Raw genomic sequence first — 26,318 nt, 5'->3', positions numbered from 1 at the left:
TATGGCACGGCTGGGCGGACACCGGAACCGGGGGGCCGGTCGCTACAGGGGTCGCTGCGGTGCCGGCGCGGTCTCATAGGCGCCCCAGATCGCCTGGTCGTATTCGATCACCGACCCGGTCATCAGGCCAGACTCCGAGGTGGCCAGGAAGGCCACCGCGCGTGCGACCTCCACCGGGTCGATCAGCCGGCCAGCCGGCTGGTTCTGCGCCGCCGCCGCCAGCCAATCCTCGTCGGCGCCGTGATATTCGCGCTGGATGCGGTCCTCGCCGTCCGACGCCATCCAGCCGATATGCAGGGCATTGACGCGGATGCGGTTGCGCAGCAGCGCGTAGGCGGTGTTGCGGGTCAGGGTCCCGAGCGCACCCTTCGAGGCAGAGTAGGCCGCGATGAACGGCTGGCCTGCAAGCGCCGACATCGAGCCGATATTGACGATGGTGCCCTCGATGCCGTCCCGCCGCATCAGCTTGATGCAGTCCTGCATCAGGAAGAACGGCGCCCGCACGTTGACCGCGAAGATAGCGTCGAACAGCTCCGGCGTGGTGTCGAGGATGGTGCCGCGATCGGTCGACCCGGCCGAGTTCACCAGCGTATCGACGCGGCCGAAGCGGCGATCGGTCTGAGCCACCACCTCGCGACAGGCGGCGACGTCATGCAGCTCGGCCGGCACGAACGCCACCTGGGTGCTGCTCGCCGCCATGATGGACGCCGCCACCGCCTCGCCGCGCGTCCGGTTGCGCCCGGTGATGACCAGGGCCGCCGCGCCACGCCGCGCCAGCTCACGGGCGATGGCGGCGCCGAGGCCCTGGGTGGCGCCGGTGACGATGGCCACCTTGCCGGTCATGTCGTGCGTCATGTGGTTCTCCGCTTCATCCAGGCCCCGTTTCATCCCGGCCCCGCTTCATCCCGGCCACGAGAAGCGGATCGTGTCGTCGCGCAGGCCAGCCAGCACGACATCGATGCCGCCGGAGCGGATCATCCACTCCAGCCGGTGGTCGCGATATTCCCGCCGGCGGCCGCCGGTGCGGTAGAAATCGGCCGCCGCCTGCATCTTCGCCGCCGCTTGGTCGAACTCCTCGAAAGTCTCCTGCACCGAAGCCCGTGTCTGCAGCCTCGTGTGCCACTCCGCAAGCGGCGAGCCCGGTGGCGGTCCGAGACCGTAATGCACCGATCGGTTGACCATCGGCGCCACCGCTGCGTCGGCCCAGCCGAAGGCGTGGCCGCCGAACCAGTCCGCATCGCCGAGCCGGCCGGCAAGCCAGTCCTGCAGTGCAGTGGTGTCGCGCGCGGCCTGCTCCTTGAGCCGCTGCGCCGCCGCACCCTCGGCGCGGCGGAACCACAGCAGCTCTCCGAACCCCCAGTTCACCGCTTCATACTGGGAGTCGCAGACCTCCTCGGTCATGCGTGCATAGGCGCGGCGCAACGCATCGCGCGGCAGCAGGGCCGGCTCCGGCCAGCTCTCCTCGATGAAGTCGAGGATGATCGTGGACTCGAAGATCGGCGTCCGGCCGTCGGGCAGCAGCACCGGCACCTCGCCGCGCGGGTTGGCGTTGGCGAACCCGGTATCGCGCCGGCCGGTGCCGAAATCCTCCGGCAAGATCCGCTCGAAGGCGACGCCCTTCTCGCGCAGCGCGATCTTCACCTTCTGGCAGTAGGACGAGAGCGGGTGGTCGTACAGGATCAAACCGGCTTCCTCCGATCGCGTGGTCCATGCGATCAGTTGACCATCCTGCACCTGGGCTTGGTGGTCCAGAGATCCAGGACCAGGGTCGCCCGGGCCAGGCGCGAGCGCAGCATGTGCAGGTCGGGCACCCTGTCCAGCGCGGCGGCCTGACGTCTCGACATGGTCAGCGCCACCAGCCAGAACCGGCTCGCGTCGCTGAAATCCCCGCTGGCTTCGCTCCTGCAGGCCTGCTCGCACCAGAAGGCCGTCTCGTCGACGCAGGGCAACGCCGCGTAGGATTTCGGCGGACGCCCGATGGCGGACTTGATGACACTGCCCTGTGACATGCTGCTCTCTCGAAGAGGTGCGTAGCATCCAGAGTTAAATCTCGAAGCCGGAACGAACTGCGAGACAACTGTCACAAGATAAACGACTATTGGTTGCGTATTGATTAAGGCCACGAGGGGGCCCTGTGGCCCCGTCGCGCCGGGGGCGGCGCCCCCGCTTCGCGCTCCCTAGAACGGGATCTCGTCGTCCAGGTCGCTGCCGCCGCCGGGGGCATCCCAGCCACCTGGCGCCGGAGCCGGGCTGCCACGGCCCGGCGCGGCCCCGCGAGCTGGTCCGGCAACCTGGCGAGGAGCCGAGTAGCCACCGCCGCCGCCCTCGAACCCGCCGCCTTCGTCGCCGCCGCGGTTGGAGTCGATCAGCTGCAGGTCACCGCGGAAGCGGTCGATCACCACCTCGGTGGTGAATTTCTCGGCGCCCGACTGGTCGGTCCATTTCCGGGTCTGCAGCGTGCCCTCGACGAACACCTTGCGGCCCTTCTTGAGGAAGCGCTCGGCCACGTCCGCGATCCGCTCGTTGAACACCACAACCCGGTGCCACTCGGTCTTCTCCTTGCGCTCGCCGGAGGCCTTGTCGTTCCAGGTCTCGCTGGTGGCCAGCGTGAAGGTCACGATCTTTGTACCGTTCTGGGCGTTGCGGACTTCCGGGTCTTTTCCCAGGTTTCCGATCAGGATCACCTTGTTCACGCTTCCGGCCATCGTCACTTCCTGTCTTTCCTGTGGACCGGCCAGGCGGGCGCGGTCACGCTGATCCCAGCTTACCCAAGCAGCCGGACCACTGCACCAGCCCGACGGGGGTCCCCTGCCGGCATGGTAGCCCGTCGGTGCGGAACATAGTATGAACGAACGACCAGAAGCAGGAAACCACGGATGACGCCTTCGATCCGGGTGCGTGGCGCGCGCGAGCACAACCTCAAGAACATCGACGTCGATATCCCGCGTGACCAGCTCACCGTGGTGACCGGCCTGTCCGGCTCCGGCAAGTCCTCGCTTGCCTTCGATACCATCTATGCCGAGGGCCAGCGCCGCTACGTCGAGAGCCTGTCCGCCTATGCGCGCCAGTTCCTGGAGCTGATGGGCAAGCCGGACGTCGACTCGATCGAGGGCCTGTCGCCCGCCATCTCGATCGAGCAGAAGACCACCAGCCGCAACCCGCGCTCCACCGTCGGCACCATCACCGAGGTGCACGACTACATGCGCCTGCTGTGGGCGCGCGCCGGCATCCCCTACTCGCCCGCCACCGGCCTGCCGATTGAGGCGCAGACGGTCAGCCAGATGGTCGACCGGGTGATGGCGATGCCCGAGGGCACCAGGCTGCTGCTGCTGGCTCCCGTCATCCGCGACCGCAAGGGCGAGTATCGCAAGGAACTGGCCGAGCTGCAGCGTCGCGGCTTCACCCGCGCCAAGGTGGACGGCACCCTGTACGACATCGGCGACGTGCCGAACCTGAACCGCAAGCTCAAGCACACGCTGGAGGCGGTGGTCGACCGCGTGGTTGTCAAGGATGGCATCCAGTCCCGCCTTGCAGACAGCTTCGAGACCGCGCTCGGGCTGTCCGACGGGCTGGTCTATGCCGAGGAGGCGCTGCGCGAGGGCAGCAAGGCCGAGCCGGCCCGCACGGTGTTCTCGTCGCGCTTCGCCTGCCCGGTCAGTGGCTTCACCCTGGAGGAGATCGAGCCGCGGCTGTTCTCCTTCAATGCGCCGCAGGGCGCCTGCCCGGCCTGCGACGGCATCGGTCTGGAGAGCTTCTTCGACCCGCTGCTGGCGATCCCCGACGAGACGCTGAGCCTGACGCGCGGCGCGGTGGCGCCCTGGAACGGCACCCAAAGCCCGTACTACGACCAGACCCTGCAGAGCCTCGCCCGGCACTTCAAGGTGAGCACCGCGCTGCCCTGGCACGACCTGCCCGAGGCGGTGCGCGACGCCATCCTGTTCGGCACGAAGGAGGATGTCGAGTTCACCTACAAGGACGACCGCCGCGCCTACAAGGTGACCAAGCCGTTCGAGGGCGTGCTGCGCAACCTGCAGCGGCGCCTCACCGAGACCGACAGCGCCTGGGTGCGCGAGGAGCTGTCGCGCTACCAGGCCGAGAAGCCGTGCGAGGTCTGCCACGGCGCCCGCCTGCGTCCCGAAGCGCTTTGCGTGAAGGTGGCCGGCTCCACCATCGCCGAGGCCTCCGAGCTGCCGATCCGCCGGGCGCTGACCTGGTTCAGCGAGGTCGAGCCGCAGCTCAGCCCGCAGCGCCGCGAGATCGCCCGGCGCATCCTGCGCGAGATCGTCGAGCGGCTGCGCTTCCTCGACGATGTCGGGCTCGACTACCTGACGCTATCGCGTGGATCGGCCACGCTCTCGGGCGGCGAGAGCCAGCGCATCAGGCTCGCCAGCCAGATCGGTTCCGGCCTGACCGGCGTGCTGTACGTGCTTGACGAGCCATCGATCGGCCTGCACCAGCGCGACAACGAGCGCCTGCTCGGCACCCTCGAGCGGCTCAAGCGCCTCGGCAACACGCTGCTGGTGGTGGAGCACGACGAGGAGGCGATACGCGCCGCCGACTACCTGATCGACATGGGACCCGCCGCCGGCACCCTGGGCGGCCACGTCATCGCGCACGGCACCCCCGACGAGGTGGCCAATCATCCCGACAGCCTCACCGGGGCATACCTCTCCGGCCGCAAGCGCATCGAGGTCCCGGCGCAGCGGCGTCCACGCGACAAGAGCCGGCAGGTCAGCGTCATCGGCGCACACGGCAACAACCTGAAGAACGTCACCGCGCACTTCCCGCTCGGCACCTTCACCTGCATCACCGGGGTCTCCGGCGGCGGCAAATCCACCCTGGTGGTCGACACGCTGTACAAGGCGCTGTCACGGCGGCTGATGGGATCGGGCGAGGTGCCGGCGCCGCACGAGGCGATCGAGGGGCTGGAGCTGCTCGACAAGATCATCGACATCGACCAGTCGCCGATCGGCCGCACGCCGCGCTCGAATCCGGCCACCTACACCGACCTGTTCGCGCCGATACGCGACTGGTTCGCCGAGCTGCCGGACAGCAAGGCGCGCGGCTACAAGCCCGGCCGCTTCAGCTTCAACGTCAAGGGCGGCCGCTGCGAGGCCTGCCAGGGCGACGGCGTGCTGAAGATCGAGATGCACTTCCTGCCCGACGTGTTCGTCACCTGCGACACCTGCAAGGGCGCCCGCTACAACCGCGAGACGCTGGAGGTGAAGTTCCGCGGCAAGTCGATCGCCGACGTGCTGAACATGACGGTCGACGAGGCGGTGCCGTACTTCTCGGCCGCCACCCGTATCCACGACCGGCTGTCGATCCTGCAGCGGGTCGGCCTTGGCTACGTCAAGCTCGGCCAGCAGGCGACCACGCTGTCCGGCGGCGAGGCGCAGCGCATCAAGCTGTCCAAGGAACTGGCCCGGCGCGCCACCGGCCGCACGCTGTACATCCTCGACGAGCCGACCACGGGCCTGCATTTCGAGGATGTCCGCAAGTTGCTGGAAGTGCTGCATGCCCTGGTCGACCAGGGCAACACCATCCTGGTCATCGAGCACAATCTCGAGGTCATCAAGACCGCCGACTGGGTGCTCGACCTTGGCCCGGAAGGTGGCGAAGGCGGCGGCCGGATCGTCGCCGTCGGCACTCCGGAGGACATCGCCGCCAGCCCGGAGAGCCATACCGGCCGCTTCCTGGCGCCGATGCTGCCGGTTCCTCGCAAGCGCAAGCGCGCCTGACCTGGTTCACGGCCTGGCGCGCAGCGAGGCCGCCAGGACTGCCAGCCGATCGCCCAGTCCACGCTGCGCGGCGGCGGGGTTGTCATGCGACGCAGACAGGTCGCGCGACGCCAGCACCCTGATCAGCCCCGCGGCGCGGCACGGGCGGGACAGACCCGGCCGCCCGGCCTGCGACAGCCATCCCTGGCCCTCCTCGCGCAGCCAGGCAGCCCTGTCCGGCGGGGCATCCGGCGGAAACGGTTCGCGTCCCAGCGCCAGGACCGCCGGAAGGTGCCGCAGCAGTGCGCCGGCCCCATAGGCAGCCCCAGCCGCCCGCAGCCGGCGCAGCACATCCGGATCCTTCTCGCCCAGCGCCTGTGCGAACGCCACCTGCAGCCCGCCCGGCCCGCCCAGCATGGCTTCCCGCCAGGCTTGCATGGTCTCCAGACCCTCCGCCTCGGCCTCGCGCGCCTCTATCACCTCCAGCAGGGTCTCGCGCGGCAAGGTGTGATCGCCGAGCATCGCCTGCAGCGGCGCCGCCAGCTCGTGGCCTGCCGACCGTCCCTCGATGACATCGCGCCACCACTGCAGCCGGATCAGCGCCGCCATCGGGCCGGCGATGGCGCGGGACGTGGTCATCTCCAGCGCCCGCACCAGCTCGTGGTTGACAGCGATCAGCACGAACAGGCGCTCGCGTCGAACGGCCGGCGCGAACAACGCGGTGAGGAAGCGGTCGGGATCGTGGCGCTGTGCGATCGCGCCGGCAGCGGAGAGGGAGTTGGCCATGACCGTCAGATGACGCCGCGTGTCAAGCACGGCAACTCGCTTGACGACGCGCGGGATGCTCCATAGCTGAGACAGGCGTGCCTGAGACGAAGCGCAAACCTGCGCTGCCGCGAAACGCTAGGTGGTTGTCGTAGAGCACCACAAGCTAAGGAGAATTCCGCATGGCCTTCGAACTGCCGCCACTGCCGTATGCCTACAACGCCCTTGCCGGGCGCGGCATGTGCCAGGAGACGCTCGAGCTGCATCACGACAAGCATCACCAGGCCTACGTCACCGCGCTGAACGGCTTCGTCGAGAAGAACGAGGCCCTGCAGGGCAAGTCGCTCGAGGACATCATCAAGCATAGCCACGGCAATGCAGAGATGGCGCCGGTTTTCAACAATGCGGGCCAGCATTGGAACCACATCGTGTTCTGGCAGGCGCTGTCGCCGACCGGCGGCGCGATCCCCGGGTCGCTGGAGAGCAAGATCACCGAGGACTTCGGCAGCGTCGAGAAGTTCAAGGAGGCCTTCAAGACCGCCGCCACCACCCAGTTTGGTTCCGGCTGGGCATGGCTGGTCGCCGGCAGCGACGGCAAGCTCAAGGTGACCAAGTCGCCGAACGGCTCCAATCCGGTCGCCACCGGCGAGGGCAAGGTGCTGCTCGGCCTCGATGTCTGGGAGCACAGCTACTACATCGACTTCCGCAACCGCCGGCCTGACTACGTGACCAACTTCCTCGACAAGATCGCCAACTACGAGTTCGCCGAGGCGCAGCTCAAGGCGGCCTGATCAGGCAGGCCCGGCCGAGCCATCGACCGGGCCGCCCCCTACTCCTTGACGACCTTGGCCGGAGGAGCGGCATCGTTCGCCGCCACCGAGCTGAGCACGGTGCTGATGGTGTCGCGCACCACCTGCACACGCACGTTCGGCGCAATCTCGACCTCGACCTCGTTGGCGCCGTCGCGCACCTTCTGAACGGTGCCAAGGATGCCGCCGGAGGTCACCACCCGGTCGCCGCGCTTGAGTGCCGATACCATGGTCTTCAGCTGCCGCTGCTTCTGCTGCTGCGGCCGGATCAGCAGGAAGTAGAACACCACGAAGATCAGGACGATCGGCAGGAACTGGCTCAGCCCTGCGAGATTGCCGAACATGCCGCCGCCGGCGTCCTGCGCGTAGGCTGGGGTGGAAAAGAGGCTCATCGCTCGGTGTTCCTGGTGCTGCTCGCAGATCGGGACGGCGCGAGCCTTGCCGCCTCAGGTCGCGGACCATAGGTTTCGCCACCGCGCCGTCAAGCAGCGCCGTGAGCCAGGATCCTGCATTGCCCGATTTCGAGACGCCGCACATCGACAACCGGGTGTTGACCCGTATCGCCGACGCCCTGGAGCGGCTGGCGCCACCGCCGGCGGTGCTCGGCTCGCTGGACGACGCGACCGCCTATGTCTGGCATCCCGAGCAGGGCCGCCTTGCCCCCGTCGGGGCGGTGAGCCATGTCGACCTTGCCCTGCTGCACGGAATAGAGCGCCAGCGCGATCTCATCCTGGACAACACGGCGCGGTTCGCGCGCGGGCTGCCGGCCAACAACGCGATGCTCTGGGGCGCCCGCGGCATGGGCAAGTCGTCGCTGGTGAAGGCGGTGCATCACGAGGTGAACCAGGACCGGCACGGCACCGACACGCTGCTGCTGATCGAGATCCAGCGCGACGACCTCGCCACCCTGCCGATCCTGCTCGGGCTGTTGCGCCAGACCTTGCGACGCATCCTGGTGTTCTGCGACGACCTCTCCTTCGAGCGTGAGGACGCCGACTACAAGGCGCTGAAGTCGGTGCTCGACGGCGGCATCGAGGGCCGCCCCGCCAACGTACTGTTCTACGCCACCAGCAACCGCCGGCACCTGATGCCGCGGGACATGATCGAGAACGAGCGCAGCACCGCCATCAACCCGAACGAGGCGACCGAGGAGAAGGTGTCGCTGTCGGACCGCTTCGGTCTGTGGCTCGGCTTCCACAACTGCAGCCAGCCCGACTACCTGGCGATGGTGGAGGCCTATGCCGCCGCACGAGACCTGCACATCGGGCGCGAGGCGCTGCATGCCCGGGCCAACGAATGGTCGATCACGCGCGGCAGTCGCTCCGGCCGGGTCGCGATCCAGTTCATCGACGACCTGACCGGACGGCTGGCCGGCGGCACCTAGCCGCCGCCGGCTCCGGCCGCCTTCGCTCAGGCGAAATGCGCGGCCAGGTCGTGCTCCGGGGTGTTGGTGAGGTCCTTGCTGAGGGACTTGCCCAGCTTGGCCGACGCCGCCTTGTCGAGCGCCTCGCGGATGTCGTGCAGCATATGCGCGGGGGCTGCCAGCACGATCTCGTCGACCTTGCCGGTGCGCACCGCCTCGTTCAGGCGCGCCGCGACTTGCTTTGCGAAGTGCGACTTCGACTGGTCGTGCGGATCGGATTTCGGCGCCTTCAGCTGGCTCGTCCCGGCGCTGGCATCCTCATCGGTGTCGCCATGCCCGCTGGCGTCGAAATGCTGCAGCGTCCGCAGGTTGTCGGCATCTCCGGCGAGGATGCGGGCCTTGCCGCCATCCGCCACCACATACCAGGTCGTTCCCTTGCTCATCTCGTATATCCCCTTGTCCGGAGCATGGAACGCAGCGCGGCGGCAACTGTTCGCCGCCGCCGGCCGGACCGTCAGGCGGCGATCCGCCGCAGACCGGGCAGATAGGTTTCGAGCGCAGGCGGCACGGTGATCGAGCCGTCCGACTGCTGCCACGTCTCCATCACCGCGATCAGCGTCCGGCCGACCGCCAGGCCCGACCCGTTCAGCGTGTGCACGAATTCCGGGGCGCCACCTCCCGTCGGCCGATAGCGCGCGTTCATCCGGCGGGCCTGGAAGTCACGGGTGTTGGAGCAGGAGCTGATCTCCCGCCAGGCCTGCTGCCCCGGCAGCCAGACCTCGAGATCGTAGGTGCGCGCGGCGCCGAAGCCGGTATCGCCGGCGCACAGCAGCATGCGCCGCCAGGCCAGCCCGAGCCGGTCGAGGATGCCCTCGGCGCACGCGGTCATGCGCTCGTGCTCGGCCGCGCTGGCCTCCGGCGTGGTCACCGACACCATCTCGACCTTCTGGAACTGGTGCTGGCGCAGCATGCCGCGGGTATCCCGCCCGGCGGCGCCCGCCTCGGAACGGAAGCAGTTCGACAGCGCGGTCAGGCGGTGCGGCAGGGTCGCCGCGTCGATGATCTCGCCGGCTGCCAGCATCGTCAGCGGCACCTCGGCGGTCGGGATCAGCCAGCGCCCGTCCGTGGTGACGAAGGACTGGTCGGCGAATTTCGGCAGCTTGTCGGTGCCATACATGGCCGCCTCGTTGACCAGCACCGGCACCGCCACCTCCTGGTAGCCGTTCGCGCCGGTATGGGTGTCGAGCATGAACTGGCCGAGCGCGCGCTCCAGCCGGGCGAGCGGCCCACGCAGGATGGTGAAACGGCTGCCCGACAGCTTGGCGGCCTGCTCGAACTGCATCATGCCCAGCGCCTCGCCGAGCTCGAAATGCTGACGTGGCGCGAAATCGAAGTCACGCCGGGTGCCGCGCTCGTGCACCACCACGTTGGCGCTCTCGTCGGCACCGTCCGGCACCTCTGGATCAAGCCGGTTCGGCAGCTCGGCCAGCGCCGCGCGGATCTCGCTGTCGAGCCGGGCCGCGTCGCGCTCCAGTGTCTCGATCTCGCCGCGCAGGGCGACCGCCTCGGCTTCCAGCGACGCGCTGTCGGCACCGATGCGCCTGGCCTGCCCGATCTGCCTGGACAGCGTGTTGCGGTGCGACTGCCGGTCCTGCAGGGCAGTCAGCGCAGCGCGGCGGGCCTCGTCGCGCGCCACCAGCACCTTTGCCACCCCGGGTGCGCCGCGACGCGCGAGATCGGCATCGAAGCCGGCCGGATCGGCACGCAGCGCCCGCAGATCATGCATCAGGCCTCCTCCTCGACGACCGCCTTCGGCTCGACCAGCTTGGCGGTGAAGATCGAGATCTCGTAGAGCGCGATCAGCGGCACCGCGAGGCCGGTCTGGGTGATGACGTCGGGCGGAGTCAGCACCGCGGCGACCACGAAGGCGCCGACATAGGCGTAGCGGCGGACTTTCCGCAGGCCCTTCGAGGTCACCAGTCCGACCTTGGCGCACAGGGTGAGCACCACCGGCAGCTCGAAGGCTATGCCGAACGCCATGATGAGCTTCATCACCAGGGCGAGGTATTCGCTCACCTTGGCCTGCAGCTCGATCTGCAGCCCGTCGGTGTTGTTCGTCTGGAAGCTGAGGAAGAACCGCCAGGCGAATGGAAATACGAAATAATATGCCAGTGCCGCGCCAAGCAGGAACAGGATCGGGGTGGCAACCAGGAACGGCAGGAACGCGCGTTTCTCGCTGCGGTACAGGCCGGGTGCGACGAAGATCCAGATCTGGCTCGCAACCACCGGAAACGAGAAGAAACCCGCGCCGAAGAACGCCACCTTGATGTAGGTGAAGAACGCCTCGTAGAGCGCTGTATAGATGAGATGAGGCTGCTCACCCTTCTGGCGCATGATGGTCGCCAGCGGCTGCGCCAGGAACAGGTAGATGCGAGCCGAAAAATGGTAGCAGACCAGGAAGCAGATCGCGAACGACACCGCTGACCAGAGCAGCCGCCGGCGCAACTCGACCAGATGCTCGAGCAGCGGCATCGGCTTGTCGTCGATGGCATCGCCGGTCACGGAACCGGTACCTACGCCGTCTGGGGGCATGGCGGGGTCTGGAGCATGGCTAGGGACCTAGAGCATCAGGCGGGGATGCGGAAGCCTGTCGTCTAGTACCGGCTCGCCTGCGGCCGCGACGCCGAGGGCGGCAGGAACCAGGGCGGCGGGGCAGCGGCCCGCTCGCGACGCAGCCGGGCGGCGGTGCGCGGCGGAATCACCACCGGCGCCGGGTCGGTGCTCTCCGCAAGCTCGATCGCCTCGTCGGGCGCATGCGGCGCCGGCCTGTATGGAGGCGGCATCGACACCGTCCCCTTGTCGAGCAGGCTCTGGCCGCTGACCGCCGTTCCGATGTCGACCGCGCCAGGCAGCGCCGTCGCGGCGGCTGCCGGCACCGGCGAGAGCGGGTTCTCGGTCAGGGTCCGTCGCAGGCCGCCGTCGCTGTCCAGGGTCCGCATGATCTGGCCGCGCAGGTTCATGCTGCGCAGTTGCCGGAACGAGTCGCGGGCCTCGCCGAGATCCGCCTCGCGTACCATCTCGTCGACATGGGTCTGGAACTCGCCGGCGAGCTTGCGGCCCTTCTTCAGGATGTTGGTGACCGCCCTGATCGCAGTCGGCATGTCCTTCGGCCCGATGAAGATCAGGGCGACGATGCCGATCAGGGCGATCTCGGACCCGGCGAAGTCAAACATGGTGCCCTGGCATGGGATGGTTTCTTCCGCCGGCGCGGCGCCACCGCGCCCGCATCGTCGGCAGGACTAGCATGCCTCCCGTTCGGCCGAAACCGGCTGCCCGGCGTCCGTCCCGGCTGCGTCTGCCGGCGTCGCCACGGAGGGCAGCTCGACCAGCAGTTCCTCCCGGCGCGGCAGGTCGCGCAGGTCGCGCAGGCCGAAATGGCTCAGGAAGGCCGGTGACGTGCCCCACAGCACCGGCCGCCCAGGCACCTCCTTGCGTCCGCGCGGCACGATCAGCGAGGCTTCGAGCAGACCGTCCAGGGTCGCCTGGCCGAGCGATACGCCGCGTATCTCCTCGATCTCGGTCCGCGTGCAGGGCTGGTGGTAGGCGATGATGGCCAGCGTCTCCATCGCCGCCCTGGGCAGCCGGCGCGGGCGGTGCATCACCTTGGTGAGGGCCGGCGCCAGTTCGGGCACGGTGCGGAACTGCCAGCCACCGGCAACCTGCACCGGCTGCACCGCGCGGTCGGCACAGGATGCCTGCAGCGCCGCCAGCACCGCCCCGAGCGCCGCGGATACATCCTCGCCGTCCGGCAGCGCGTCCTGGCTCTGCAGCAGATCAAGCAGGGCGCGCTCGCGGACCGGCTCGGCGCTGGCGAACAGCATCGCCTCCGCCAGCCGCACGGCCCTTGCCAGCACCGGCACCGTCTCCGTCCCGCTCATTCCGCTGCCTCCTGGATGATGGCGGGATCCGCACGACGCAGCAGGATGGTACTGAAGGCATGCTCCTGGCGCAGTTCGAGCGCACCGCTGCGGGCCAGCTCCAGGCCTGCGATCAGCATTCCGGCCATCGCCGCCCGCCGTTCCCGCGACGCCTGGGCATTGTCGCCGCCACCCTCGCCCACGGTCACGGCCTGGGCGCGGATGAAATCCGGCAGCATGCTGTCCAGCGCGCACCAGTTCGGCAGGTCGCCGCCGAGCAGCATGCGCAGCCGGGCCAGCGCATCCTGCACCGTCCAGAACGCCAGCGGCTTCGGCCGGTAGACCCGCCGCCGCGCGGTCCGGCGCATCGCCGCCATGTAGGCGCCGAGCAGCTGCGGCAGCTCCAGCACCAGCCCGGAGCGGTCGATCTCGGTGAGCTCCTCGGCGGCGCCGCGACAGAACACCTCGTGTCCGAGCTGGTCGCGGCCGCTCAGCCAGCCCGCCGCCCGCCCGACATGGCCCAGTTCCGCCAGCCTTGCCTGCAGCAGCCCGGCGGCCTCCTCGCCATCGGCGGCATCCTCGTCCTCCTGCGGCAGCAGCAGGCGCGATTTCAGCCAGGCCAGCCACGCCGCCATCACCAGCCAGTCGGCGGCAAGCTCCAGCCGGATCGCGCGGGACTGCTCGACCACGGCGAGATACTGCTCCACCAGCCGCAGGATCGAGATGCGGGCGAGATCGACCTTCTGCGCCCGCGCCAGTTCCAGCAGCAGGTCGAGCGGCCCCTCGTAGCCGTCAAGCACCAGGAGAGGACACGCCGGGCCAGCCTCGGTCCCCGGTGCGACGGCGTCGGGAGCCTGCCCTAGCACAGCAGGCCGTCGCGCTCTGCCGCGAGCAGCCGGGCATCCAGCGGGCGGCGATGCTGCTCGACCGTGGCGCGAGCCGCGGCCAGCCGGTGCAGCGCCGGCGCATCGAGCGGCCGCACCCGCGCCAGCACGTCGGCGGTTTCCTCGAACACCCCGGAACAATGCAGCGCGATGTCGCAGCCCGCCTCCAGGGCCGCCGCCGCGCGTGCGCCGGCCGGCCCGGACAGCGCCTGCATGGCAAGGTCGTCCGACACCAGCAGGTTGCGGTAGCCGATCCGTCCGCGCACCACTCCCTGCAGGATCGGTCGGGACCAGGTCGCCGGGTTCGCGGCGTCGTCGTGCCGGAAGCGGATGTGCGCCGTCATCATCCAGGGCAGCCAGGCGAGCAGACGGAACGGCTCGAGATCGTCCGGCTCGATGCGATCCAGTTCGGGCATGGCGAGATGGCTGTCCAGGACGGCACGGCCATGGCCCGGCACGTGCTTGGCCACCGGATGCACGCCCGCCGCCAGCAGGCCGCGCGCCACCGCCTGGCCCAGGTCGGCGATCGCCTGCGGGACCCGCCCGAGGGCGCGGTCGCCGATGACGTCGTTGGCTCCGGCGACCCGCCGATCGAGCACGGGTGCGGCGACCACGTCGAAACCGGCCTGCCGGCAGTCGATCCCGATCAAGGCGCCGGTGAGCCAGGCCGCCCGGATGCCGCCGGCAGGATCGCGCTCGTGCAGCCTGCCGATCCAGGCTGCCGGCGGATGCGCCAGCCACTGCGGCGGACGCAGACGGGCGACCCGCCCACCCTCCTGGTCGACCATCAGCAGGCCGTCCGGCGGCAGCACGGCGCGGATCGAGGCGATCAGCGCCTTCAGCTGCGCCGCCGACAGGATGTTGCGCCGGAACAGGATCACGCCCAGCGGCGCGCACCGTCCCAGCAGGCCGGCCTCTGCCGGTGTCAGTTCCGGACCGGAGACACCGACGATCGCGGCGAGCGGTGCGGCCATCATCAGAAATCGGCGACGGTGCAGGCGACATCCTGGGCCCGCGCCTGCCTGCAGAAGGACAGCGCCGCGGCCTGGCTGCCGAAGCCACGCATGCGCAGCCGATAGATCGCATGGCCGTCGCGATCAGCGCGCAGCACCTCAGGCGTCTTGCCGCCGTCGATCTCCGGGGTGAACAGCCCGGGATGGCGACCCGACAACCGCTTCCATTCCGCCTGTGCGGCATCGTGGCTGTCGACGGCCGCAAGCTGTATGGCAATCCCGCCGGACGCCCCGCCGGTGGAAGCCGATCCCGCAGCCGGCGCCGGCAAAACATCGGTGCGCAGGTCCCTGGCCGGCGCCGGCTGCTCGCTCGCCTTGTCCGGCGCGCCCGGCAGGATCGGCGGTGGCGTGGTTGCCGCGGGCGACTGGCGGGAGACCTTCGGCGGAGCGGCGACGGCGTCGCCACTGCCCTGATCCGCCGCCCGCCGGGCAGCATCGACCTCGGCCTGCAACGCCTCCGGACGCGGCGCTTCCGGCCCCGGCGCAAGCGCCTCCCGGCCGTTGCCGTTCACCGGCGGCGGCGCCTGCGCTCCCAGCGCCTGCATGCCGCCAGCATCGACCGGCTTCAGGCGCACCGGCCCGGCCGCAGCCTCGATCACCGGAATACTTCCGGCATGCCTGCCGCCAAACGCCCAGCCGCCGACCAGGATCGCCAGCAGCAGGCCGATCCCGCCCGCGATGATCGCCAGCCGCCTGGTTGCGGGGTCCATCGCCTCCCGGCCACGCTGGTCCGACGCGCCGTAGCGGCCGCCATCTTCCTCGTCCAGCGCGCGATCCTCGTCGACTGGGGTCATCGTATCTCCTCGGCCGCCGTCATCCCGTGGCACCAGAGCCCGGCCTGGACCGCATCCGCCGTCGCCAGCATCAGGGCCAGATCGACAAGCGCCCGATCGGCCTGCGCCTGCTCCAGGGCCCGGACGGCCAGCCCGAGTGTCGCATGCAGGCCCGATTCGTCCCACACCGCTTCGAAAACCTCCGACAGCGCGCCGAGCCAGCGCCATACGCGGTGCCGGTCCACCGGCGGCGCGGCAGGGTCGAGCAGCACGCAGCCCTGTTCGAGTTCGCAGAGCAGCGTCCGCCGGATGCCGGTCGGCGTGGATGCGATCCGGCCGGCGCGAATGCGCGCAAGCTCGCCGATCCATCCGGCGGCGGGGTCTTCGGCTGCGGCCCGGACCACGCTTGCGCAGCGTGCATGCATGTACTGGATCCTGAACCGGAAATCGCGCAGGTCCATGCACCCCGGCGGCACGAGCCACGGCACAGGCGCCGGTCGGCCAGCCCCGGCAGGCTTTGCCAGCAGACGGGGAAGCAGCCGGGCCAAGGCATCGTCGGCGAAGGTGAGATTGATGAAGCCCGGACCGGAGACGGCGGCATCGTCGATCGCGGGGAGCATGCCCAGCCGGGCCGCCACCTCCCCGGCCAGCGAGACTGCCGGCCGGCCCGCGTCGCCGGCCAGGACGAGGGCAGCATCGGTGCTGACGTCACCGCACCGGGGGCGACGGGACCGCCACATCCGGATGTCCGCCATCCGGCCCGCAGCCGGTGCAAGCGGGACAACCTCCCGTATGGTCTCGATCAGCGCAGGGTGCGACAGGATCGCCGCCACGTCGCACCTCCATCAACACCGGCACCGACCGGGCCGCCGCACCTTCCTGGCTGCGCGATCCCCTGATCTGCGCGATCCACTTGGGAAACGCCTCCGGGCACGCTATCTGAAAAGCATGGAAACAGCGACCGCCGTCCAGGATCCCGGGCCCGCCCCCGTCTCCCGCTTCTCCGTCTCCGAGCGCGCCGCGACGCGTATCGCAGAGATCGTTGCCGCGCAGCCCGGTGCCGCATCCCCGGAGGCGCACGCTCTGAGAGTGGCGGTGCTGGCTGGCGGCTGCAGCGGGTTCCAGTACAGCTTCAAGCTCGATCCGGCCCCGCAGCCGGACGATATCGAGATCAGGGCCGGACAGGCGCGCGTGGTGGTCGATCCGGCGAGCCTGGACCTGCTCGGCGGCGCGCAGCTCGACTACAGCGAGGCGCTGATGGGCGCGCATTTCACCGTCCGCAACCCGAATGCCACCTCGTCCTGCGGCTGCGGAACCAGCTTCTCCATCGACTGAGCCGGCCGGTGAAGCTGGCCACCTGGAACGTCAACTCGATCCGCCAGCGCGAGGCGCACGTGGAGCGCTGGCTGCAGCGCGAGCAGCCGGACGCGCTGCTGCTGCAGGAGATCAAGTGCGAGACCGGCGCGTTCCCGATGCCGCGGTTCGAAGCACTCGGCTACCGCGCCGTCGTCGTCGGCCAGAAGGCCTACAACGGGGTCGCGATCCTGACCCGCGAGGCCCCCGAGATCATTCATCGCCGGCTGCCGGGCCTGCCGGAAGACACGCCCGCCCGCTACGTCGAGATCGCCCTCGGCGGCATCACCATCGGCAATCTCTACCTGCCGAATGGCAATTCCGGCGGCGAGGCCGGCTACCAGGCGAAGCTGGACTGGATGCGGGCGCTGCACGACCGCGCCGGCACCCTGCTCGCGCTGGAGCAGGACTTCGTCCTCGCCGGCGACTACAACGTATGCCCCGCCGACGAGGACCTGGCGCCGGGCGTGCTGGGCGCTGACGACGCGCTGGTGCGGCCGCAGACGCGCAGCCGGTTCCGCAGCCTGCTCTGGCTCGGACTGACCGATGCGTTGCGGGCGGTGCACCCGAGCGGGCCAGCCTACACGTTCTGGGACTATCAGGCCGGCTGCTGGCCGCGTGACCGCGGGCTGCGCATCGACCACGCCCTGCTGTCCCCGAAGTTGGCGGAGCGCCTGCTGACCGTCACCCCCGACCGTGGCGAACGCGACGCGCCCTCGCCCTCCGACCACGTGCCTCTCGTGGTCAGCCTGGCGCCAGCCTGATCGAGCGATCGCGGCGGTATCCGTGTAATGCCGGCGCTGACGGCACCGGTGCAACTTCAAGCTGTCCAGGGTCGTTCCAAGCGTCACAAAATCTGGAGCGTTCCATGCGAATTGAGATCGGTGCCGCCATGCTCGCGGCTGTCATGATCGCCGGCGTCACCAGCGCTTCGGCAAGCGGGCAGACCCTGCCGCACAAGCAGGTCGGCAAGGCCTCGTTCTATTCGAACCGCTTCCAGGGCCGGCACATGGCGAACGGCGAGCGCTTCAACGTGCATTCCAATGCCGCTGCCAGCAAGACGTTGCCGATCGGCACCAAGGCGCGGGTGACCGACCTGCAGACCGGCAAGTCAGCCATCGTCACGATCAAGGATCGCGGCCCGGTGCCGAAGGGTCGCGTGGTCGACCTTACCCCGGCAACCGCGAAGCAGATCGGCCTCACGCCGAAGCAGGGCATTGCGCCGGTGGCCGTGGTACCGACTGCGCTGCCGCCCCGGACCGAGACCGCCAGCACACACTGACGTCCGGGTCAGTCCAGCCGTCCCAGGGCGGCCTGGATGCGGGCGCGGTCGCTACGGAAGCCCTGCAGCCTCGCCCGCATCTCATCGACCACCTCAGGCTTCGCGCGGGCCACGAAGTCCGGATTGGCCAGCTTGCGCTCCGCCTTGCCGATCTCGTCGGCTAGCCGCGCATCCTCTTTCCCGAGTCGGCTGCGCTCGACTTCGACATCGATGAGCCCGTGAAGCGGCAGCACCAGCGTCGCCTCGTCGAGGACCAGTTGCGCCGCACCCTTCGGCATGACGCCTTCCAGTACGCCGACCTCGGACACCCGTGCCATCCGCCCGATCGCCTCGCTCCAGCGATGAGCGCGGGCGACCGTCTCCGGGCCGGCATCGCGCAGCAGCACGGGCGCCATACGCGCGGGCGGCACATTCATCTCGGCGCGCACGGCGCGGATCTCGGTGATGAAGCGGATCGCCCAGTCGACCTCGCCGGCAACCGTGTCGTCATGCAGCGTCTGGTCGGCAACCGGCCATGCGGCGCGTATCAGGCCGCCACGCTCGCCATAGCCGAGCCCGGCCCATAGCGTCTCGGTCACGAACGGCATCATCGGGTTCAGCAGGCGCAGGATCAGGCCCAAGACGTGCGCCGCAGCAGCGCGCACCTCGGCCGCATCGGGATGCTCGGCTGATCCCAGGATCGGCTTCGCGAACTCCAGGAACCAGTCGCAGAACCGGTTCCAGGTGAACCGGTAGCCAGCCTGCGCATACTCGTCGTAGCGGAATGCCTCGAGCGCCGCGTTCATGTCCGCCGCCGCGTGCTGCGCCTCGGCCACGATCCAGCGCGACAGCGGATGCCGTGCCGAGCGCGGGTCGAATGCCGGATCCGGCCGCACCCCGTTCATCTCGCAGAACCGTGCCGCGTTCCACAGCTTGGTCACGAACGACCGGCTCTCCTCGACCCGGCGCGCCCCCAGCCGCGCATCGCGCCCAAGGCCGGTGATCGCGCACACGGTGAAGCGCAGCGCATCGGCGCCGTATTGGTCGATCATCTCGAGCGGGTCGATGCCGTTGCCCAGGCTCTTGGACATCTTGCGGCCCTGCTCGTCGCGCACCAGGCCGTGGATGAACACCGTCCGGAACGGCACCTCGTCCATGAAGTGCAGCCCCATCATCATCATCCGGGCCACCCAGAAGAAGATGATGTCGAACCCGGTGATCAGTGCCGCGGTCGGGTAGTAGCGAGCCAGCTCCGGCGAGCGCTCCGGCCAGCCGAGGGTCGAGAACGGCCACAACGCCGAGCTGAACCAGGTGTCGAGCACGTCGGGATCCTGGGTCAGCGCCGGTGCCGGCTCCCCGGGACGGACGCCGTAATGCGCCTGTGCCTGAGCCTGCGCCGCCTGTGCGTCATGCGCCACGAAGACCTCGCCGTCCGGGCCATACCAGGCCGGAATGCGGTGGCCCCACCACAGCTGCCGGCTGATGCACCAGGGCTGGATGTCGCGCATCCAGGCGAAGAAGGTGTTCTCCCACTGCCGCGGCACGAACTGCATCCGGCCCTGCTGCACGGCGGCGACTGCAGGTCCGGCAAGATGCCTCGCGTCGCAATACCACTGCGTCGTGAGGCGTGGCTCGACCACGGCGCCGCCACGCTCGGCATGCGGCACCTGGTGGGTATGCGCCTCGATGCGGTCGAGCAGACCGAGCCGCTCCAGCTCGGCCACGATGGCACCACGCGCGGCGCCACGCGCCTGGCCGGCGAGCGACCGCACGAAGGCCGGATCGGCGATGCCCTCGACCGGCTGCAACTCGTCCCGGATGTCGTCGAGCACGATGCGCGCCTGCGTATCCAGGATCTGCGGCATCGGCAGGCCGTGCCGCTGGCCGACCTCGAAATCGTTGAAGTCGTGCGCCGGCGTGATCTTGACCGCACCAGTACCCTTCTCGGGATCGGAGTAGTCGTCGGCTACGATCGGAATGCGCCGCCCGGTCAGCGGCAGCACCACTTGCCGCCCGACGAGGGCCGCATAGCGCGCATCCTCGGGATGCACCGCGACGGCGCTGTCGCCCAGCATGGTCTCCGGGCGGGTGGTCGCGACGGTGATGAATTCGCCGGGCGCATCCGCCACCGGGTAGCGCAGGTACCAGAGATGTCCGCGCACCTCGCGGCTCTCGACCTCGAGGTCGGAGATCGCCGAGCCGAATTCCGGATCCCAGTTGACCAGCCGACGGTCGCGGTAGATCAGGCCCTGCCTGTGCAGGGTGACGAACACCTCGCGCACCGCCTGCGACAGGCCCTCGTCCATGGTGAAACGCTCGCGCGCCCAGTCGAGGGACGAACCGAGGCGGCGCAGCTGATGGGTGATGCTGCCGCCGGATTGCTGCTTCCACTCCCACACCCGCTCGATGAAGGCATCGCGACCGATCTGATCACGGCCGCTGCCTTCGCTGCGCAAGGTGCGCTCCACCACCAGCTGGGTAGCGATGCCGGCATGGTCGGTGCCGGGCTGCCAGAGCACATCGTGGCCCTGCATCCGGCGCCAGCGGACCAGCACGTCCTGCAGGGTCATGTTCAGGGCGTGGCCGGCGTGCAGGGTGCCGGTGACGTTGGGTGGCGGGATCATCACCGCGAACGGTGGCTTGCCGCTCTCCGGATCGGCGGCGAAGGCACCGGCACTTTCCCACAGCGAGTAGAGCGGCGCTTCGACGTCCGCCGGGATGAAGGTCTTTTCAAGCATGCCGCAACGCTAGGCCATAAGCGACTTCGGGCCAATCAGCTGCCGCGGCGAACCATCTTCTCGATCTGCGAGCGTACCAGGGCTTCGACCAGGCCCGGCAGGTGCTCGTCCAGCCAGGCGCTGAGCAAGCCGCGCAATTCCTGTCGCACCATGTCCTCGAGGCTCGGACCACCGCCGCGCAGCAGCATCGGCGACGGCGCCGCAGGGGGCGCGTTGGCCGCCTCCTCGCGCTTCAGGGCAGCGTGCAGGGCGTCGAACGATTGCTCGGTTGCCGCTCGCGTACGCGCGGCGATCAGTTCCTCGAGTGCCGCGCGTTCGCTGTCCTCCGCCCGGGAGCGCTGGCTGGCAACGCCAGCAAGGCGAGGCGTGAAGCCCGAGGATAGCGCGGGCGGCGAGATCGACGCCGACTCCGGTGGGACGGGCGGGATGGAGAGCGGAGGCTCGCGCCGTTCAACCGGCTCGGGACGGATCGCTTCCGGCTCCGGCCTGGCTGCGGCGATCGTGCGGGTGTCCACGCTACCCGCTTCCGGTGCGCCGACCCCCGGCCTGGCCACTTCAGGTCTGGTCTCAGGGGGCTTTACCGTGTCGGGCTTCGCAATCTCCGGCCTTGCGGGCTGCGAACGAGCCAACATGGAGTCGTCCAGGATCAGCACCTCCTCGGACGGCCGGTCCCGCGGCGCTTCCGCCGGCGCCGCCTCGTCCTCGTTCAGGATGCGCCGGATCGAGGCCAGGATGGTGTCCATCGATCCATCGTCGTCGCCGGAGGTCTCGCCGGCCTGCTTCGTATCTCTGGGTTTGATCGTCAAGGAATCAGCGTCCCGGTTGCCCTACGGCGTAGTCGTTGAGGCCCCACAGCCGGTCCGCGACCGCCTTGTAGTACGCCGTTTCGTCATAGATGGGCACGTTCAGCTTCAAGTCACGGGCGGTCAGGCGCCCGATCGCCGAGGCCACGCTGTATGACGAAGTGACCATGCTGCTCAGGCTCTGCACCAGGGCGAGCTGTGCCGAGAGCAGCGTCTGCTGCTGCTGCAATACCTCGAGCGTCGTGCTGGTGCCGACGATCGCCTGCCGCTCGACACCGTCCAGCGCCACGATATTCGCCTGCACCGCGGTCCGGTTGCTCTCGATGGAGGCCCGGTAGGCGATCAGGTTCTCCCAGTTGGAGACCCCGCTCTGCAGCGCGGTGCGGCGCTGGACGTCGACCTGGCGACGAGCCTCCTGCTCGGTCTGCCGTGCCTGCCGGACCGCCGCATACTCCGCGCCGCCCTGGTAGATCGGCACCGTGAAGTTCAGCAGGGCCGACTTGACGTCGACGGTGTAGCCCTTGATCCCCTGGTTCAGCTCATGGTTGTAGGCAGCCTCGGCGGCAACCTTGGGCAGCAACTGCGACATCGCGACGTCGAACGCGTCCTTCTGCTGCGCCTGGGTGAACAGGGCGTTGATGACGTTCGGATTGTTCGAGACCGCTTCCGACATCACCTGCTGCTCGTTGCGGACCGGCAGGGCCAGCGGCTGCGGCGGAATGAGGTTCGGCGCCGGCGGCATGCCCACCACCTGGACGTAGGTCGCATTCGCCGTCTGCAGGGTGCCCTCGGCCTGCTGGCGGGTCGCCCGCGCAGTCGCCAGCGCGGCCTGGGCCTGCGCGACATCCGTGCGGGTGATCTCGCCGACCCGGAAGCGATCATCGGTGGCGCGAAGCTGCTCTTCGAGCACCCGCTCGTTGTTGGTCTGGATCTGCAGGTTCTGCTGGTTCTGGATGACGCCGACATAGGCGCTGACGACGTTCAGGAAGACCTGCTGCTCGGTCGCGATCAGGTTGGCGCGCTCCGCCATCACCCGGTTGACCGCCTGGTGGGTCTGCGACGTGGTCCGGCCGCCGGAGTAGAGCGGCTGGCTGATGGTGACGCCGCCGATGTAGCCGGGATTGTCCACCGTGCCGCCGCCCAGGCCAGCCGTGGAGCCGTAGGAGGTGACCCCCTTGTCGTAGGTGAGCTCGGCGGTGCCGGTGATGGTCGGCCGCCAGCCGGCGAGCGCGGTCGGCACGTTCTCGTCCACCGCCCGCAATGCGGCGCGCTCGGCCTGGAGCTGCGGGTTGGTGAGGTAGGCGGCGGCGAACGCTTCCTGCAACGTATGCGGAATGAAGGTCGGCGCACCGGTGCCGTCATATTTCTGCGCCAGCGCCGTGCCGTTGCACAGCAGCGCCGCGAGCCCTGCTCCAATCCCGGTGCGAACCATCATCCCGCCCTTCCGTCAGCCAAGCGCTCATTCTTCGCGCGTTCGAACACCTGCCGGAGATCTCTGCCACAGAACCACACGGCGCTGCCAGCATCGCCGCACCCAGCCGTGCGGCTTGACCAGCTCAGAAGCTGAAGCGTGGCGCCGCCATCAGTTCGGGAATCAGCGGCGTGGTGGCGTCGAATTGCTGCCGGGCCCTCAGGCTGTGGCCGGAATGTTCCGCAAGGACGCCGCTGCCGACCTTGCCCTCTGGCCACAGGACCGTGGCAAGCCGGCCGCCCGGAGCCAGCTGGCCGGCCAGACTGTCCGGCAGGCTGCGTACCGCACCGTCGATCAGGATCAGGTCGTATGGCGCCGCATCCGGGTAGCCATCCGCCAGGGTGCCGGTCACATACCGCACCGTCGGCGCCAGCTCGGCGCACAGGGCGGCACCGGTCCCGGCCAGCGCCGCATCCTGTTCCAGCGCCACCACCGACAGGCCGAGCCGGGCCAGCAGGACCGCCGAGTAGCCGGTGCCGGCGGCCAATACCAGCGCCCGCTCGCCGCCCAGCGGCACCGCGACCTGCAGCAGGCGCGCGATGATGCGCGGCTCGGTCAGCACGCGCCCGGCAGCCAGCGGCACACCCCGGTCGGCGTAGGCGATGGCAACCCGGTCGGCCGGGACGAAGCGCTCGCGGGGGATGTCGCGCATCGCCTTGATGATACGCGGATCGCTGACCTGGAGCGGCCGGATCTGGGTATCGACCATACGGTTGCGGGCTTGTACGAGGTGTTGGAAATCACCGGGCGGGATGGCCACGGCATCGGACGATCCACGCAGGCCGGCGCCGATATGCGCCGGCCAGACGGTTGCCGTGGCGCCAGGCGCTGTCGGTGCGGGATCCAGAGTTTTCATGGGGGCAGCATACCGGTCGCCTCCGGGCCGCGTAAAGCGTCGGCCGGCCCGCGCTCAATGCTCGATCCTGAACACCTTGTGCATCGCCGACATCTCCAGCAGCCGCGCGATCGAGCCGAGCGGCTTGCGCAAGGTCAGCGACGAGCCGGAGCTGCGCAGTTCATCCTCGGCAATCAGCAGCATGCCGAGTGCAGCGGAATCGAGGAATTCCAGACGGCTCAGATCCAGCGTGTGGCGGCAGGAGGGTCGCGCCCGTAGCGCCTCCAGCATCGTTCCGAACTCCCGGAAGTCATTGAAGGTGAAGGAGCCGTCCAGCGTCATGACGGCGCCCTCCGGGGTGTTCTGCTGGGTAAACTTCATCGCCTCGCATCCTCATGCACAGGTTCCCGTCCGCCTTGCGGCGCGGCCGGGTTCAGAACAGCTCGATCTCGGACGCCTCCGCCGGCGCCTCGGCTGCGATGTCCACTTCGGTGTCCCGGTCCGACAGCAGCTGGGTCAGCATGCGGTGCTTGGCCGCGCCGAGGGTCTGCTTGCCGACGATCCGCTCGACCCAGTCGTGGCCGACACCGCTGGCGCCGGCGAGACGGGGGACCGCCGTTATGGTCGCCTCCTGCAGGGCCAGCGTGTTCGCCTGCAGGACGCCGAGCACATCCACCACCTGGGCAAGATGCTGCTTGGTGCGATCCTGGAACTGCATGCCGGTGATCAGCTGGCCGATGGTCTTGGTCAGGTCGCCGGAGGTCTGGGCGGTATCGGCGAGTGCCGCCTTGAATGCGTCGTTCTGCGCCATGATGCCGACAAGCAGATAGTCGATCTGCTGTTTCGCCATGATGTGCTCGGACAGGTCGAGGGTCGCAATCTCCCGGAGCACGCTATGGCTTTCCTGCATGCCGATGCGGATCGCCGAAATGCGGCCGTTCACCGCGCCCGACATGGTCGCGATCTCCTGCGACAGGTCCTTCATCTCCCGCGCGATCACCCCGAAAGTCCCGCCGGCACCCCCGGCGCGGCTCGCCTCGATGGCAGCGTTCAGCGCCAGGTAGCGCGTCTTCGCGTTGATCGCGTCGATCTGCCTGACACACTGCTCGGAGCCCTCGATGTCGCCGGCGACCTGATCGAGCGCGTACACCATGCGCATGGCATGCTTGGACACCGCCAGGATGGCGCCGATTACCTTTACCAGCACCTGCTCGACCTGATGCATGGCATCCTCGATGGGCACCGCCTCGCCATCGACCTCGATCGACTTGGCAAGCCCGATGATCTTGTCGACCTGTCCGACCTGGCCTCGCGCGATGGCGGCCAGATCCTGGAATCGCTCGCTGAGGTCGAGCGTGCTGACCTCGACGAGATCGGACGACCGGATCAGCTCGCGTGACAGCGCGACGAAGGTGCGGCGCTCCACCTCGGAAAGTTCGAGCCATTTCTGAAGCATCATGGCCGCCGCATCGGAAACCGGCGTCGCATCCCGATCGATCGCAGTCCTGATCATGATCGTCTCGGGAACCACACGATGATCGTCCTTCCTATGAATGTGCCGACGATCGGCCTTGATCACCTTCGGGAACGAAGACGCCTCTCGTCATCCCGGATGCTAGCCCCCAGGCATTAACAAATTCCCCTGCTTCGAGGGAGGTTCGACGCCGGAGGCAGGACCGAGCGCCACCGCGACCGCCATGACATCGTCCGAATGGTCGAGGCATCCATACCGGGATCGCAACAGATTGAGCTGGAGCACGGCGTTCGAGGCTGCCTCCTCGAGGCGTCCGGCGGCGGCGATCGCGGCCGCTCCGGACATGGCCGACGCGATGGCCGCCGTCGGGATATCCTCCGAGCCCGCGCCGCTTTCGTAGAGCCCGTCGCTAAAAAGACAGAGGATGCCCGGTCCGCGCAGATCCGCATAGTTGCTGCTATAGCGCTCGCCGGCACGCACGCCGAGTGGAAGGCCACTCGCCTCGAGAGTCCTGCCCCCGTGCGCATCGACGAACAATGGAGGCGGGCCACCGGAACTGGACCAGGCGAGCCTGTGACGGGCCGGGTCGAGCTGGGCATAGATCATCGTGGCGTAATGGCCGATTGGCAGCAGATCATGCAGCCGCTGGTTCAGCAGGCCCGTCATCCGAGCCGGCATCGCGCGCGGCAGGGTGCGCTCGGACAGGATGGCATGCAGCCTGAAGGTGTTCAGCGCAGCACTCAATCCATGTCCAGCGAAATCCGCCAGAGCAAGTGCGAGCCGGCCGCGGCCGGTGGGCCAGGCACCCCAGAAATCACCGCCGACAGCATCGCCAGTCTGGCAGAAGTCGGCCAGGCCAATGCCGCATTCCGCTTGCAGCATGATCCGTTGATCAGCTGTCGGCAGCAGACCAAGCTGCATTCGTCTTGCCGCCGCCAGATGCTCCGCCGCCTTGTCGCGGCCGCGATCCATGCGACCCAGCAGGTCCGGACGCCGCATCGCCTTGCCGACCTCAGTGACGACGTCCTGCGCCAGGAGTGGCCTGACGATGACCGACGAGCCGGCGTCGCGCGTGGGCGCGAAGTCGCAGGCGTTCGCGGCGGGACCAAGGGCCTGACGTAAATCCTGTCCGTTCTGCG

The 26,318-nt window shown here is 69.0% G+C and carries 28 protein-coding genes; 6 read left to right on the top strand and 22 right to left on the bottom strand.

The window, feature by feature from the left end; translation table 11 throughout:
* Positions 1-42: 42 nt before the first annotated feature.
* The 4 genes from FE263_RS10450 to ssb all read right to left on the bottom strand — a co-directional run bounded on the left by FE263_RS10450 (position 43) and on the right by ssb (position 2,705).
* Positions 43-855, bottom strand: coding sequence for an SDR family oxidoreductase (locus FE263_RS10450; RefSeq protein WP_138325941.1), 813 nt, complete (start codon positions 853-855; stop codon positions 43-45).
* 45 nt (positions 856-900) lie between these two features.
* Positions 901-1,683, bottom strand: coding sequence for a glutathione S-transferase family protein (locus FE263_RS10445; RefSeq protein WP_138325940.1), 783 nt, complete (start codon positions 1,681-1,683; stop codon positions 901-903).
* A 32-nt stretch (positions 1,684-1,715) separates the two neighbouring features.
* A complete protein-coding gene (locus FE263_RS10440) occupies positions 1,716-2,009 on the bottom strand; it encodes a hypothetical protein (RefSeq protein WP_138325939.1) in 294 nt (97 codons plus the stop codon).
* A gap of 168 nt (positions 2,010-2,177) precedes the next feature.
* Positions 2,178-2,705, bottom strand: coding sequence for a single-stranded DNA-binding protein (gene ssb / locus FE263_RS10435; protein ID WP_138325938.1), 528 nt, complete (start codon positions 2,703-2,705; stop codon positions 2,178-2,180).
* A 171-nt stretch (positions 2,706-2,876) separates the two neighbouring features.
* Between ssb and uvrA the strand changes: the two genes are divergently transcribed.
* The gene (uvrA, locus tag FE263_RS10430; RefSeq protein ID WP_138325937.1) at positions 2,877-5,741 is read left to right on the top strand and encodes an excinuclease ABC subunit UvrA; all 2,865 of its coding nucleotides are present in this window, start codon (positions 2,877-2,879) and stop codon (positions 5,739-5,741) included.
* Between the two features lie 6 nt (positions 5,742-5,747).
* On the opposite strand, the gene FE263_RS10425 is transcribed toward uvrA, so the two are convergent.
* Positions 5,748-6,506, bottom strand: coding sequence for a squalene/phytoene synthase family protein (locus FE263_RS10425; protein ID WP_138325936.1), 759 nt, complete (start codon positions 6,504-6,506; stop codon positions 5,748-5,750).
* A 161-nt stretch (positions 6,507-6,667) separates the two neighbouring features.
* Here FE263_RS10425 and FE263_RS10420 point away from each other — a divergent pair, with 161 nt between their 5' ends.
* Complete coding sequence (locus FE263_RS10420) at positions 6,668-7,276, top strand: superoxide dismutase (RefSeq protein ID WP_138325935.1); 609 nt, start codon at positions 6,668-6,670, stop codon at positions 7,274-7,276.
* Between the two features lie 38 nt (positions 7,277-7,314).
* On the opposite strand, the gene yajC is transcribed toward FE263_RS10420, so the two are convergent.
* Positions 7,315-7,686, bottom strand: coding sequence for a preprotein translocase subunit YajC (gene yajC, locus FE263_RS10415; protein WP_138325934.1), 372 nt, complete (start codon positions 7,684-7,686; stop codon positions 7,315-7,317).
* A 101-nt stretch (positions 7,687-7,787) separates the two neighbouring features.
* Here yajC and FE263_RS10410 point away from each other — a divergent pair, with 101 nt between their 5' ends.
* Positions 7,788-8,678, top strand: a complete 891-nt coding sequence (locus FE263_RS10410) for an ATP-binding protein (protein ID WP_240759357.1) — start codon at positions 7,788-7,790, stop codon at positions 8,676-8,678.
* Positions 8,679-8,704: 26 nt separating this feature from the next.
* On the opposite strand, the gene FE263_RS10405 is transcribed toward FE263_RS10410, so the two are convergent.
* The 9 genes from FE263_RS10405 to FE263_RS10365 form a co-directional block, all read right to left on the bottom strand.
* Positions 8,705-9,100 (bottom strand): baeRF12 domain-containing protein, encoded by a 396-nt coding sequence (locus FE263_RS10405; RefSeq protein WP_138325933.1) that lies wholly within the window; start codon positions 9,098-9,100, stop codon positions 8,705-8,707.
* 71 nt (positions 9,101-9,171) lie between these two features.
* Positions 9,172-10,443, bottom strand: a complete 1,272-nt coding sequence (gene serS / locus FE263_RS10400) for a serine--tRNA ligase (RefSeq protein WP_138325932.1) — start codon at positions 10,441-10,443, stop codon at positions 9,172-9,174.
* Positions 10,443-11,249 (bottom strand): twin-arginine translocase subunit TatC, encoded by an 807-nt coding sequence (gene tatC / locus FE263_RS10395; protein ID WP_240759355.1) that lies wholly within the window; start codon positions 11,247-11,249, stop codon positions 10,443-10,445. The genes serS and tatC overlap by 1 nt, the downstream gene beginning before the upstream one ends.
* 62 nt (positions 11,250-11,311) lie before the next feature.
* The gene (gene tatB / locus FE263_RS10390; RefSeq protein ID WP_138325931.1) at positions 11,312-11,890 is read right to left on the bottom strand and encodes a Sec-independent protein translocase protein TatB; all 579 of its coding nucleotides are present in this window, start codon (positions 11,888-11,890) and stop codon (positions 11,312-11,314) included.
* Positions 11,891-11,956: 66 nt separating this feature from the next.
* Positions 11,957-12,595 (bottom strand): SMC-Scp complex subunit ScpB, encoded by a 639-nt coding sequence (scpB, locus tag FE263_RS10385; protein WP_138325930.1) that lies wholly within the window; start codon positions 12,593-12,595, stop codon positions 11,957-11,959.
* On the bottom strand, positions 12,592-13,440 hold the full coding sequence (locus FE263_RS10380) for a segregation and condensation protein A (protein ID WP_138325929.1): 849 nt from the start codon (positions 13,438-13,440) through the stop codon (positions 12,592-12,594). The genes scpB and FE263_RS10380 overlap by 4 nt, the downstream gene beginning before the upstream one ends.
* The gene (gene nagZ / locus FE263_RS10375; RefSeq protein WP_240759340.1) at positions 13,434-14,435 is read right to left on the bottom strand and encodes a beta-N-acetylhexosaminidase; all 1,002 of its coding nucleotides are present in this window, start codon (positions 14,433-14,435) and stop codon (positions 13,434-13,436) included. The genes FE263_RS10380 and nagZ overlap by 7 nt, the downstream gene beginning before the upstream one ends.
* Positions 14,435-15,265, bottom strand: coding sequence for an SPOR domain-containing protein (locus tag FE263_RS10370; RefSeq protein ID WP_138325928.1), 831 nt, complete (start codon positions 15,263-15,265; stop codon positions 14,435-14,437). The genes nagZ and FE263_RS10370 overlap by 1 nt, the downstream gene beginning before the upstream one ends.
* Positions 15,262-16,077: a DALR anticodon-binding domain-containing protein gene (locus tag FE263_RS10365; RefSeq protein WP_138325927.1), complete on the bottom strand. Its 816-nt coding sequence runs from the start codon at positions 16,075-16,077 to the stop codon at positions 15,262-15,264. The genes FE263_RS10370 and FE263_RS10365 overlap by 4 nt, the downstream gene beginning before the upstream one ends.
* A 115-nt stretch (positions 16,078-16,192) precedes the next feature.
* On the opposite strand from FE263_RS10365, the gene FE263_RS10360 reads away from it, so the two are divergent.
* The 3 genes from FE263_RS10360 (at position 16,193) to FE263_RS10350 (ending at position 17,879) form a co-directional block, all read left to right on the top strand.
* Entirely contained in the window at positions 16,193-16,579 is a 387-nt protein-coding gene (locus FE263_RS10360; RefSeq protein ID WP_138325926.1) for a HesB/IscA family protein, read from the top strand.
* An 8-nt stretch (positions 16,580-16,587) separates the two neighbouring features.
* Positions 16,588-17,361 (top strand): exodeoxyribonuclease III, encoded by a 774-nt coding sequence (locus FE263_RS10355; protein WP_138325925.1) that lies wholly within the window; start codon positions 16,588-16,590, stop codon positions 17,359-17,361.
* 104 nt (positions 17,362-17,465) lie between these two features.
* Entirely contained in the window at positions 17,466-17,879 is a 414-nt protein-coding gene (locus FE263_RS10350; protein ID WP_138325924.1) for a septal ring lytic transglycosylase RlpA family protein, read from the top strand.
* 8 nt (positions 17,880-17,887) lie between these two features.
* On the opposite strand, the gene FE263_RS10345 is transcribed toward FE263_RS10350, so the two are convergent.
* From FE263_RS10345 to FE263_RS22550, 7 genes are all read right to left on the bottom strand, one after another.
* Complete coding sequence (locus FE263_RS10345) at positions 17,888-20,596, bottom strand: valine--tRNA ligase (RefSeq protein ID WP_138325923.1); 2,709 nt, start codon at positions 20,594-20,596, stop codon at positions 17,888-17,890.
* Between the two features lie 35 nt (positions 20,597-20,631).
* On the bottom strand, positions 20,632-21,402 hold the full coding sequence (locus tag FE263_RS10340) for a DUF2497 domain-containing protein (RefSeq protein ID WP_138325922.1): 771 nt from the start codon (positions 21,400-21,402) through the stop codon (positions 20,632-20,634).
* A gap of 4 nt (positions 21,403-21,406) precedes the next feature.
* Positions 21,407-22,834: a TolC family outer membrane protein gene (locus FE263_RS10335; protein ID WP_138325921.1), complete on the bottom strand. Its 1,428-nt coding sequence runs from the start codon at positions 22,832-22,834 to the stop codon at positions 21,407-21,409.
* A gap of 121 nt (positions 22,835-22,955) precedes the next feature.
* The gene (locus tag FE263_RS10330) at positions 22,956-23,726 is read right to left on the bottom strand and encodes a protein-L-isoaspartate O-methyltransferase family protein (protein ID WP_138325920.1); all 771 of its coding nucleotides are present in this window, start codon (positions 23,724-23,726) and stop codon (positions 22,956-22,958) included.
* 54 nt (positions 23,727-23,780) lie between these two features.
* A complete protein-coding gene (locus FE263_RS10325) occupies positions 23,781-24,086 on the bottom strand; it encodes an STAS domain-containing protein (RefSeq protein WP_138325919.1) in 306 nt (101 codons plus the stop codon).
* A 52-nt stretch (positions 24,087-24,138) separates the two neighbouring features.
* The gene (locus tag FE263_RS10320) at positions 24,139-25,218 is read right to left on the bottom strand and encodes a methyl-accepting chemotaxis protein (RefSeq protein ID WP_138325918.1); all 1,080 of its coding nucleotides are present in this window, start codon (positions 25,216-25,218) and stop codon (positions 24,139-24,141) included.
* Positions 25,219-25,320: 102 nt separating this feature from the next.
* Positions 25,321-26,061 carry a PP2C family protein-serine/threonine phosphatase gene (locus tag FE263_RS22550; protein ID WP_240759458.1) on the bottom strand — a complete coding sequence of 247 codons (741 nt, stop codon included), beginning with the start codon at positions 26,059-26,061 and terminating at the stop codon, positions 25,321-25,323.
* Between the last annotated feature and the right edge of the window lie 257 nt (positions 26,062-26,318).

Source organism: Lichenicoccus roseus (genome assembly GCF_005844085.1).
Taxonomy (GTDB): Bacteria; Pseudomonadota; Alphaproteobacteria; order Acetobacterales; family Acetobacteraceae; genus Lichenicoccus; species Lichenicoccus roseus.
This window is presented reverse-complemented; position numbering and strand designations above follow the sequence as displayed.

Bases quoted from the DNA above. Each gene is read 5' to 3' on its own strand.
- FE263_RS10370 (WP_138325928.1), bottom strand. From the start codon at position 15,265: ATGACCCCAGTCGACGAGGATCGCGCGCTGGACGAGGAAGATGGCGGC.
- tatC (WP_240759355.1), bottom strand. From the start codon at position 11,249: ATGCCCCCAGACGGCGTAGGTACCGGTTCCGTGACCGGCGATGCCATC.
- FE263_RS22550 (WP_240759458.1), bottom strand. From the start codon at position 26,061: ATGCTGCAAGCGGAATGCGGCATTGGCCTGGCCGACTTCTGCCAGACT.
- FE263_RS10360 (WP_138325926.1), top strand. From the start codon at position 16,193: ATGGAAACAGCGACCGCCGTCCAGGATCCCGGGCCCGCCCCCGTCTCC.
- tatB (WP_138325931.1), bottom strand. From the start codon at position 11,890: ATGTTTGACTTCGCCGGGTCCGAGATCGCCCTGATCGGCATCGTCGCC.
- FE263_RS10335 (WP_138325921.1), bottom strand. From the start codon at position 22,834: ATGATGGTTCGCACCGGGATTGGAGCAGGGCTCGCGGCGCTGCTGTGC.
- FE263_RS10450 (WP_138325941.1), bottom strand. From the start codon at position 855: ATGACGCACGACATGACCGGCAAGGTGGCCATCGTCACCGGCGCCACC.
- FE263_RS10350 (WP_138325924.1), top strand. From the start codon at position 17,466: ATGCGAATTGAGATCGGTGCCGCCATGCTCGCGGCTGTCATGATCGCC.
- FE263_RS10425 (WP_138325936.1), bottom strand. From the start codon at position 6,506: ATGGCCAACTCCCTCTCCGCTGCCGGCGCGATCGCACAGCGCCACGAT.
- scpB (WP_138325930.1), bottom strand. From the start codon at position 12,595: ATGAGCGGGACGGAGACGGTGCCGGTGCTGGCAAGGGCCGTGCGGCTG.
- ssb (WP_138325938.1), bottom strand. From the start codon at position 2,705: ATGGCCGGAAGCGTGAACAAGGTGATCCTGATCGGAAACCTGGGAAAA.
- FE263_RS10440 (WP_138325939.1), bottom strand. From the start codon at position 2,009: ATGTCACAGGGCAGTGTCATCAAGTCCGCCATCGGGCGTCCGCCGAAA.
- FE263_RS10330 (WP_138325920.1), bottom strand. From the start codon at position 23,726: ATGAAAACTCTGGATCCCGCACCGACAGCGCCTGGCGCCACGGCAACC.
- FE263_RS10405 (WP_138325933.1), bottom strand. From the start codon at position 9,100: ATGAGCAAGGGAACGACCTGGTATGTGGTGGCGGATGGCGGCAAGGCC.
- serS (WP_138325932.1), bottom strand. From the start codon at position 10,443: ATGCATGATCTGCGGGCGCTGCGTGCCGATCCGGCCGGCTTCGATGCC.
- uvrA (WP_138325937.1), top strand. From the start codon at position 2,877: ATGACGCCTTCGATCCGGGTGCGTGGCGCGCGCGAGCACAACCTCAAG.
- FE263_RS10420 (WP_138325935.1), top strand. From the start codon at position 6,668: ATGGCCTTCGAACTGCCGCCACTGCCGTATGCCTACAACGCCCTTGCC.
- yajC (WP_138325934.1), bottom strand. From the start codon at position 7,686: ATGAGCCTCTTTTCCACCCCAGCCTACGCGCAGGACGCCGGCGGCGGC.
- FE263_RS10320 (WP_138325918.1), bottom strand. From the start codon at position 25,218: ATGATCAGGACTGCGATCGATCGGGATGCGACGCCGGTTTCCGATGCG.
- FE263_RS10325 (WP_138325919.1), bottom strand. From the start codon at position 24,086: ATGAAGTTTACCCAGCAGAACACCCCGGAGGGCGCCGTCATGACGCTG.
- FE263_RS10345 (WP_138325923.1), bottom strand. From the start codon at position 20,596: ATGCTTGAAAAGACCTTCATCCCGGCGGACGTCGAAGCGCCGCTCTAC.
- nagZ (WP_240759340.1), bottom strand. From the start codon at position 14,435: ATGATGGCCGCACCGCTCGCCGCGATCGTCGGTGTCTCCGGTCCGGAA.